The organism is Streptomyces sp. NPDC057002 (assembly GCF_042673825.1).
Lineage (GTDB): Bacteria > Actinomycetota > Actinomycetes > Streptomycetales > Streptomycetaceae > Streptomyces.
In genome coordinates this window covers 195,496-204,285 of sequence record NZ_JBHURZ010000005.1, presented here as the reverse complement: position 1 = coordinate 204,285, position 8,790 = coordinate 195,496, and the positions used below count along the sequence as shown (strand labels likewise).

8 protein-coding genes are annotated in these 8,790 nt (G+C 72.6%); 4 read left to right on the top strand and 4 right to left on the bottom strand.

Translation table 11 applies throughout. The features are described from left to right. Nucleotides 1-177: 177 nt before the first annotated feature. Together ACFT32_RS25120 and ACFT32_RS25115 are read right to left on the bottom strand one after the other, a co-directional pair. Nucleotides 178-486, bottom strand: a complete 309-nt coding sequence (locus ACFT32_RS25120; protein ID WP_382493251.1) for a hypothetical protein — start codon at nucleotides 484-486, stop codon at nucleotides 178-180. Between the two features lie 170 nt (nucleotides 487-656). After that, on the bottom strand, nucleotides 657-1,343 hold the full coding sequence (locus ACFT32_RS25115) for a vancomycin high temperature exclusion protein (RefSeq protein ID WP_382493249.1): 687 nt from the start codon (nucleotides 1,341-1,343) through the stop codon (nucleotides 657-659). Nucleotides 1,344-1,555: 212 nt separating this feature from the next. On the opposite strand from ACFT32_RS25115, the gene ACFT32_RS25110 reads away from it, so the two are divergent. The 4 genes from ACFT32_RS25110 to dnaG all read left to right on the top strand — a co-directional run bounded on the left by ACFT32_RS25110 (nucleotide 1,556) and on the right by dnaG (nucleotide 7,090). Beyond that, nucleotides 1,556-2,326, top strand: a complete 771-nt coding sequence (locus ACFT32_RS25110) for a sirohydrochlorin chelatase (RefSeq protein WP_382493247.1) — start codon at nucleotides 1,556-1,558, stop codon at nucleotides 2,324-2,326. A gap of 116 nt (nucleotides 2,327-2,442) precedes the next feature. Continuing rightward, complete coding sequence (locus ACFT32_RS25105) at nucleotides 2,443-3,720, top strand: deoxyguanosinetriphosphate triphosphohydrolase (RefSeq protein WP_382493245.1); 1,278 nt, start codon at nucleotides 2,443-2,445, stop codon at nucleotides 3,718-3,720. A gap of 134 nt (nucleotides 3,721-3,854) precedes the next feature. Then, nucleotides 3,855-5,120 (top strand): NAD(P)/FAD-dependent oxidoreductase, encoded by a 1,266-nt coding sequence (locus ACFT32_RS25100; protein ID WP_382493243.1) that lies wholly within the window; start codon nucleotides 3,855-3,857, stop codon nucleotides 5,118-5,120. Between the two features lie 47 nt (nucleotides 5,121-5,167). Further along, nucleotides 5,168-7,090 (top strand): DNA primase, encoded by a 1,923-nt coding sequence (gene dnaG, locus ACFT32_RS25095; protein WP_382493240.1) that lies wholly within the window; start codon nucleotides 5,168-5,170, stop codon nucleotides 7,088-7,090. A gap of 6 nt (nucleotides 7,091-7,096) precedes the next feature. On the opposite strand, the gene ACFT32_RS25090 is transcribed toward dnaG, so the two are convergent. Together ACFT32_RS25090 and ACFT32_RS25085 are read right to left on the bottom strand one after the other, a co-directional pair. Continuing rightward, nucleotides 7,097-8,092: a nucleotidyl transferase AbiEii/AbiGii toxin family protein gene (locus tag ACFT32_RS25090; protein ID WP_382493237.1), complete on the bottom strand. Its 996-nt coding sequence runs from the start codon at nucleotides 8,090-8,092 to the stop codon at nucleotides 7,097-7,099. Then, complete coding sequence (locus tag ACFT32_RS25085) at nucleotides 8,089-8,709, bottom strand: hypothetical protein (RefSeq protein WP_382493234.1); 621 nt, start codon at nucleotides 8,707-8,709, stop codon at nucleotides 8,089-8,091. The genes ACFT32_RS25090 and ACFT32_RS25085 overlap by 4 nt, the downstream gene beginning before the upstream one ends. Nucleotides 8,710-8,790 lie beyond the last annotated feature (81 nt).

The following is an 8,790-nucleotide window of genomic DNA, read 5'->3' as shown; positions in this document are numbered from 1 at the left end:
GGGGCCGCGGCCGCCCGGGTGCGCGGGGGGGCCGGCCCCCCCCCCCCCCCCGCCGCGCGCGGCCGGCGGGGGGGGGGCGCGGGGGGTTGGGGGGGGGGGGGGGGGGGGGGGGCGCCCCCCCCCCCCCCCCACCCCCGGCCACCTCAGGGGCTGTGCCTGGTCAGGGCACGGCCCCGGTCAGCACTCGTACGCGTAGTACGGCTCGTCGCCCACGTCCAGACCGATCCTCCCGACCCCGCCGGGGCCGATCTGGATACACGAGGGGTCGAAGCCGTCGACTTCCACGCTGGCGGAGATGGTGTGCCCGCACACGTTGTGGATGTCGGCCCACCACTGGCCGGAGGCGCCGAGCTTCGCGCAGCCCGGCTCCGGGGCCTTGACCGCCGCGGCGGCCACGGGCGCCGCCGAGGCGGTCCCCATGGCGGCCGGCACGGCCAGCAGCGCGCCCGCGGCGGCCATCACCAGCGCGGTGCGAAGTCGAGTCATCAGATGTCCTTTCCCCCAGTTCGCGGCGGCGGCCCGATCCGCCGCCGCACGGCGATGACACTAAGCGTGGTCGCGTGAACACGGAGAGCGTCCAAGGTGTATTTCACGCTCCGGGGTGAAATGTGCGCGTCAAACCCACTCCGGCAGAACGTCCTGATTCATCCGACAGGCTATTCGGCCGTGGCCAACGCCCGCTCCACGCCCGGCTCTTGAGGCCCGAGGAACCGCGGATCGGGCCGGAACGCCGCGTCCAGCGCCGCCTTCCCGGCGGCGAAGATCTCCCGGGCACCCCCGTAGTACCAGGTCGCGTCGTGCACCGCGTCCACCCCGACCCCGTACGACTCGACCCCCGCCGCCCCGCACAGCGCCACCGCCCGCCGGATGTGAAAGCCCTGGCTGATCAGCACGGCCTCGTCCACACCGAAGATCTTCTTCGCGCGGACGCAGGAGTCCCACGTGTCGAACCCTGCGTAGTCGCTGACGATCCGCCCGTCGGGCACCCCGTGCCGCGTCAGATACACGCGCATCGCGTCCGGCTCGTCGTAGTCCTCACGGCTGTTGTCCCCGGTGACGAGCACCACCTTCACCCGCCCCTTCCGGTACAGCTCCGCCGCCGCGTCCAGCCGGTGCGCGAGGTACGGCGAGGGCTCCCCGTCCCACAGCCCCGCCCCGAACACCACGGCCACATCGGTACGCGGCACATCCTCCGCCGTGCGCAGCCGGTCACCCGCCACCGTGTACATCCAGGTCGCCGGGAGCAGCCCGAGCACGCACCCGGCCATCACGGCCTGCACCAGCCGCCGCTGCCCCCGGCGGGTACGCGGCAGCCTCGGTCTGCGGAACTCCGGAACACGCATCGGACAGGTCCCTCCCCAGGTCGGTCTGACCTTCGAGGACGCCCGATCGGCCCGTCCGGTTCACCGCACGGCAGGTGACCAGCTTCACGCGAAACCCCGAACCCCCAGGTCAAGGGTGCTCACACCGGCCATGTCCCGCATGGTGAACCGCTGGAAAACACCCGTGACCCCCACGCAACGGGGAGGCAACGTGAAGCCGCGACCATCGGTACATGCCCAGCCAGCTCAGCCTCGTCCCGCCGACCGCGGCCCGCCGCCCGGTCCGGCCCGCCCTCGTCGTCGTGGCCCACGGCAGCCGCGACCCGCGCGCGCTGAGCACGGTCCGCGCCCTCCTCGACCGGGTCCGCGCGCTGCGCCCCGGCCTGCCGGTGCACCTCGGGCACATCGAACTGAACGCCCCCCTGCTCCCCGACACGCTCGCCGCCCTCGGGGACACGGAAGCGGTCCTCGTCCCCCTTCTCCTCAGCCGCGGCTACCACGTCAAGCGGGACATCCCCGAGATGGCCGCGGCGGCCCGGGCCCGCACCCGAGTGGCCGCCCCTCTGGGCCCGCACCCCCTGCTGGTGGACGCCCTCGAGTCCCGCCTGACGGAGGCCGGCTGGGGCCGGACACCCCGCAGCGGCAGCGCGGTCGTCCTCGCGGCGGCAGGCTCCCGCGACCCGGACGCGAAGCGGGACACCGCCCGCACGGCCCACCTCCTGGCGGCCCGCCTGGGCGTCCCCGTCCTCCCCGCCTACGCCTCGGCCGCGACCCCCACGGTCCAGTCGGCCGTCCGCACCCTCCTCGCCAGGGGCCGCCGCCACATAGCCCTCTCCTCCTACTTCACCGCCCCCGGCCGCTTCGCCACGGAGTGCACCCGATCGGCCCCCTGGATCGCGGCGTCCCCCCTGGGCACCCACCCGGCGATGGCCCAGCTCCTCCTCCACCGCTACGACGAGGCGCTGGCAACCTCGCCCGCTGCCAGGGAGCTGGCTTCGGCCTGATGCCCTGAGGGGCGCGGGGAACTGCGCGACAAGCCACAACCAACCCGCACCCGCCACACAACCGAACCCGGCAAACGCTCAGGCACACAGCACACCCATACCCGTACTGTCGACACATGGCAGGCACTGCGACAAACCCCCCGGCCTACGACCCGACGTCAGTCGACCGCTGGGCCCAGGAACCAGACAAACGCCCCGGCCGCACCGCCTTCCAACGCGACCGCGCCCGAGTCCTCCACTCCGCCGCCCTACGCCGCCTCGCCGGCAAGACCCAAGTGGTGACGCCCGGCACCATGGGCCCGGCCTGGGACGCCAGCCCCCGCACCCGCCTCACCCACTCCCTCGAATGCGCCCAGGTCGGCCGGGAGCTGGGCGCGGCCCTCGGCTGCGACCCGGACCTCGTGGAAGCCGCCTGCCTCTCCCACGACCTGGGCCACCCGCCCTTCGGCCACAACGGCGAACAGGCCCTCAACGAGTTCGCGGCCGACTGCGGCGGCTTCGAGGGCAACGCCCAGTCCCTCAGACTCCTCACCCGCATCGAGCCCAAACGGTTCACCCCGGACGGCTCCGTCGGCCTCAACCTCACCCGCGCCACCCTCGACGCCGCCACCAAGTACCCCTGGCCCCGAGGCGCCCACCCCACCGACCCGGACTCCCCGAAGTTCGGCGTCTACGAGGACGACCGCCCCGTCTTCGACTGGCTCCGCAAGGACGCCCCCGGCACCCGCACCTGCTTCGAGGCGCAGGTCATGGACTGGTCCGACGACGTGGCCTACTCGGTGCACGACGTGGAGGACGGTCTGCACGCCGGCCACATCGACCCGAACTGCCTGCACGCCGACCCCGAACGCCAGGACGTCTTCGAGGTCGCCCGCGGCCGCTACGTACCGTCCGACACCGATCCCGCGGAGCTGGCAGAGGCCCTGGACGGGCTCCTCGCCCAGGAGTGGTGGCCGCACGGCTACGACGGCACCGCCGTGGCACAGGCCCGGCTGAAGGACGCCACCAGCCAGCTCATCGGCCGCTTCTGCCTGGCCGCCGAGGCCGCGACCCGCGCGGCGTACGGCGGCGGACGGCTCACCCGGTACGCGGCGGAGCTGGTCGTGCCGCGCCAGGCCCGTATGGAGTGCGCCGTCCTCAAGGCCGTCGCCGACCTCTACGTCATGCAGCGCGCCGAGCAGGAACGCCTGCGGGCCGACCAGCGGATCGTCGTGGCCGAACTGGCCGAGGCGCTCACCGCCCGCGCGCCGGACGGTCTGGACCCGCAGTTCCGCGCCTTGTTCGACCAGGCGCCCGACGACCGTGCCCGCAAGCGGGTGATCGTCGACCAGATCGCCTCCCTCACCGACACGTCGGCCCGTTCGCTTCACGCCCGTCTGACGGGGCAGGCATGAGACTGACGCGACGCTCGGGACCTGAGCACCCCCGAATGTGACCCTCCGTGGCCTGATCGGGTCACTCCCTCTTCCCGCATCACGCTCCGTGCGGGACGCTCGCAAGTGGCGACACCGTAACGAGGAGGCATCAAGTGGTCGACGCGGATCAGACATTCGTCATCGTCGGAGGCGGACTGGCAGGCGCCAAGGCAGCCGAGACGCTCCGCACGGAGGGCTTCACCGGCCGCGTGATACTGATCTGCGACGAACGTGACCACCCCTACGAGCGCCCGCCCCTGTCCAAGGGCTACCTCCTCGGCAAGGAGGAACGCGACAGCGTCTTCGTGCACGAGCCCGCCTGGTACGCGCGCAACGACATCGAGCTGCACCTGGGCCAGACCGTCGACGCGATCGACCGCACCGCGAAGACGGTCCGCTTCGGCGAGGACGGCACCGTCGTCCGCTACGACAAGCTGCTCCTGGCGACCGGCGCCGAGCCCCGCCGCCTCGACATCCCGGGCACGGACCTGGCCGGCGTGCACCACCTGCGCCGCCTCGCCCACGCCGAGCGGCTCAAGCACGTCCTGACCAACCTGGGCCGCGACAACGGTCACCTGGTGATCGCGGGCGCCGGCTGGATCGGCCTGGAGGTCGCGGCGGCGGCCCGCGAGTACGGCGCCGAGGTCACGGTCATCGAGCGCGGGCCGACCCCGCTGCACGGCGTCCTGGGCCCGGAGCTCGGCGGGCTCTTCGCCGAGCTGCACCGCGAGCGCGGCGTCCGCTTCCACTTCGGCGCCCGGCTCACCGAGATCGTCGGCCAGGACGGCATGGTCCTCGCGGCCCGCACCGACGACGGCGAGGAGCACCCGGCGCACGACGTCCTGGCCGCGATCGGCGCGGCCCCCCGCACCCACCTCGCGGAGGCGGCCGGCCTGGAGATCGCCGACCGGGCCCACGGCGGCGGAGTCGTCGTCGACGAGCGGCTGCGCACCTCCGACCCGGACATCTACGCGGCCGGCGACGTGGCCTCCTTCCACCACGCCCTCTTCGAGACCAGGCTTCGGGTGGAGCACTGGGCCAACGCGCTGAACGGCGGACCGGCGGCCGCCCGCTGCATGCTCGACCGCGACGTGACGTACGACCGCGTGCCCTACTTCTTCTCCGACCAGTACGACCTGGGCATGGAGTACTCCGGCTGGGCGCCCGCGGGCAGCTACGACCAGGTGGTGATCCGCGGGGACGCGGGCAAGCGCGAGTTCATCGCCTTCTGGGTGAAGGAGGGCCGCGTCCTGGCCGGGATGAACGTCAACGTGTGGGACGTCACAGACAAGATCCAGCACCTGGTCCGCACCAAGGCCCAGGTGAACCCGGAGTCGCTGGCGGACCCGCACGTGCCGCTGGACGGTCTCGCCCCATAGCCGTCGGGGCTGTCAGGACTGTCGGCGGGCCACCGTAGAATTCACGCGTGGCAGGACGGATCAACGACGAGGACGTGAAGGCGGTACGGGACGCGGTCCCCATCGACGCCGTGGTGTCCGAGTACCTCCAGCTGCGCAACGCGGGCGGCGGCAACCTGAAGGGTCTCTGCCCGTTCCACGATGAGAAGTCACCGTCCTTCCAGGTCAGCCCCGGCAAGGGTCTGTTCCACTGCTTCGGCTGCCAGGAGGGCGGCGACACCATCACGTTCGTGATGAAGATCGACCACCTCTCCTTCTCGGAGGCGGTCGAGCGCCTGGCCGGCCAGGCGGGCGTCACCCTGCGCTACGAGGAGGGCGGGTACAACCCCTCCCACCAGCGCGGCGAACGGATCCGCCTGGTCGAGGCCCACAAGATCGCCGCTGACTGGTACGTGGAGCAGCTCGCGACCAGCCCGGAGGCCGACACCGGCCGTCAGTTCCTCGCCGAGCGGGGCTTCGACCAGGCCGCCGCCCAGCACTTCTCCGTCGGCTACAGCCCCCAGGGCTGGGACCACCTCACGCGCTTCCTGCGAGGCAAGGGCTTCACCGACAAGGAGCTCCTCCTCTCCGGGCTCTCCCAGGAGGGCCGCCGCGGCCCCATCGACCGCTTCCGGGGCCGCCTGATGTGGCCCATCCGCGACATCGGCGGCGATGTCGTCGGCTTCGGCGCCCGCAAGCTCTACGAGGCGGACAACGGCCCCAAGTACCTCAACACGCCCGATACGGCGATCTACAAGAAGTCCCAGGTCCTCTACGGCATCGACCTGGCGAAGAAGGACATCGCGAAGTCCAGCCGCGCGGTCGTGGTCGAGGGCTACACGGACGTCATGGCCTGCCACCTGGCCGGCGTCACCACGGCCATCGCCACCTGCGGCACGGCCTTCGGCGGCGACCACATCAAGATCCTCCGCCGGCTCCTCATGGACAACGGCTCGGCCCGCGTCATCTTCACCTTCGACGGCGACGCCGCCGGCCAGAAGGCGGCACTGCGCGCCTTCGAGGACGACCAGAAGTTCGCCGCCGAGACGTACATCGCCATCGCCCCGGACGGCATGGACCCCTGCGACCTGCGCCTCGCCAAGGGCGACGAGGCCGTCGCCGACCTGGCCGAACCCCGCACCCCGCTCTTCGAGTTCGCCCTCCGCCAGATCGTCGCCCGCTACGACCTCGACACCCCGGCGGGCCGCGCCGCCGCCCTGGACGAGGCGGCCCCCATCGTCGCCCGCATCAAGAACAGCGGCGCCCAGCACGAGGTCGCCGTCCAGCTGGCCGGCATGCTGGGCATCCTCGACACCCAGTTCGTGGTCAAGCGCGTGGCCCAGCTGGCCCGCTGGGCCCGCGACCGCGGCGGCAAGGGCCCGGCCCCGGACCGGCACCAGCAGGCGTCCCGGCAGTACGCCACCGCCCAGCCGTCCGGCGCCCCCCGCGGCCCGGCCCTCAACCTCCGCAACCCCGTCTTCGCCACCGAACGCGAACTCCTCAAGCTGGCCCTCCAGCGCCCGGAACTCGTCTCCCCGGCCTTCGACGCCTACGGAGCCGACGAGTTCACCGCCCCGGCCTACGCCGCCGTCCGCATGGCCATCCTGGACGCGGGCGGCGCCGAACTGGGCGTCGAGGACCCCCAGGACTACCTGGTCAAGGTCCGCGAGGCCGCCCCCGACGACGCGGTCCGCGCGATGGTCACGGAACTGGCCGTCGAGGCGATCATGCTGCACAAGGGCGTGAAGGGAGTCGACGAGCCCTACGCCGGCGCCCAACTGGTCACCGTCCGCCGCCGCGCCGTGGAACGCCGCATCCGAGACATCACCGGCCAGCTCACCCGCCTGGCCACCCAAGGCGACCCGGCCCAGCTGGCCGCCGTACAGAACGAGCTCTGGGTCCTCCAGCAGTACGACCAGACCCTGCGCGAACACGGCGCCGCCGCGCTGTAGGCCGCGTCAGGCCCCGGTCCCCTCGAACGTCGGGGTCACGGCCCGCACCAACCGGTCCGCGAACGCCCGCTCGTCGTTCCTGAACCGCGGATACTCCGTGACGAAGTGGTTCCACTCCACATACCCGACCGCCTCCACCACGTGCTCCAGGACGATCTTCTCGTGGTACGGGTACGGCCACTCGCCCGACAGCCGGAACACCGCGTGCAGCAGCTCGCGGCGCAGCGGATGCCGCTCGGCCAGGAGCACGGCGTCGTACAGGTCCTTGCCCTGCGCGTGCGCGTCGTTGATCAACCACATCAGCTTCCACGCCAGCGACAGCTCCGGCGTTGCCGCCTGCACGATCGCGCCGCCCGGCAGCTCGACCGGCTCGGGCTCCTCGGGCAGCCGCTCGTTGAAGACGAAGTCGAGCTGGATGTGCCCGCCCGGCAGCCCGGGCGAGCCCCACGGCAGCAGCATCCGACGCCCCGGCACCCGCTCGTAGGTCCAGATGTCCTCGACCACCGCGCCCCGGGCCGAGATCCCGACCTCCCGCCCGCGGGCGTCGGCCAGCGTCTGCGCGGCCTCGGCGATCCCCGTCAGCATCCGGTCCGTACGCCCGTCGTCGATCCGCCAGGCCGGCGGTACGACGACGAAGTCCAGGTCCCCGGGCTCGCGGGCGGCGTCCCCGAACCAGACCGACATCAGCACGCTGCCCCGCAGCACCAGCGAGTCCACCCATTCCGAGTCGGCGATCGCGTCCAGCACCAGGTGCAGGGCCCGGCGGCGGGCCGCCCGCCATGCCTCGCCCCGGGCCGGGTCGGCGAAGCGCGGGTCGGTGGCGCGGTAGGCGTTCGGGTAGTGCTTCAGGGCCGGATCGAAGACCGGGCGCTGCACCACGTCGTCCCCCGGCACGGGCCGGAGCGACTTCGGAAGCTGCTCGGCCCTGCGGGTGGCGTCATCCAGGGGCTCACGGGGAATCTCCGTGTTCCTCCAGCCGAAGCCCTGCCACGACTGATTCATTCCGACACCCCCACCGGCTCCCCGAGCCATCCGTCGTCCACCGACACATCACTGTCGTGCAGCACGAACTCACGCTCCACCGTGAGCACTTCGAGCCCGGCGAGGGCCGAAAGCAGCCCCTCCAACGCCAGCCCGGCGCCCTCCGCGTCCACCCCGTGGCACCGCTGGGTCACGAACCGCTCGTGCCGGGCCGCGTCCCGCACCCGCCGGGCGTTCCACGACAGATGGGCGCCGTGCGGCAGCACCCGGGCGGCCAGGCCCGCGAGGTCCGTGTCAGGGGCGAGCAGCAGCTTCACATGGTGCTCGAAGTACCGTCCGTCCGCGCACGGCCCAAGCGGCACCTCCGGCGCCCACGGCGACGACTCGATCTTCACGCGCACAGGCTCGAAGCCGTCCGCCCGCAGACGCGCCGTCACCTCCCGCGCCCGCCGGGACTCCTCGGCGTACGACGCGGAACCGGACAGGGTGAGCATCGGCTGGTCGCGCATCCGTCCCCGGGCCAGCACGATGTGCGTCAGCTTGAGACCGGCCTCGGCCGCCCACCGGCCCAGCCGTTCCGCCGCGCCGGTGCCGGAGCAGCGGACCGTCACATGCGTTTCGTACAAGGAAGCGGACACCCGCGGATCGTGCCAGATCAGTGGTGGCGGGAGCACCCGGGTTTCCCGGGAGGGTCACCGCGCGGTCACGTCCCGAACGCA

Excerpts from the sequence above, each read along its gene's own strand:
- ACFT32_RS25120 (WP_382493251.1), bottom strand. The coding sequence starts at position 486 with ATGACTCGACTTCGCACCGCGCTGGTGATGGCCGCCGCGGGCGCGCTG.
- ACFT32_RS25115 (WP_382493249.1), bottom strand. The coding sequence starts at position 1,343 with ATGCGTGTTCCGGAGTTCCGCAGACCGAGGCTGCCGCGTACCCGCCGG.
- ACFT32_RS25110 (WP_382493247.1), top strand. The coding sequence starts at position 1,556 with ATGCCCAGCCAGCTCAGCCTCGTCCCGCCGACCGCGGCCCGCCGCCCG.
- ACFT32_RS25105 (WP_382493245.1), top strand. The coding sequence starts at position 2,443 with ATGGCAGGCACTGCGACAAACCCCCCGGCCTACGACCCGACGTCAGTC.
- ACFT32_RS25090 (WP_382493237.1), bottom strand. The coding sequence starts at position 8,092 with ATGAATCAGTCGTGGCAGGGCTTCGGCTGGAGGAACACGGAGATTCCC.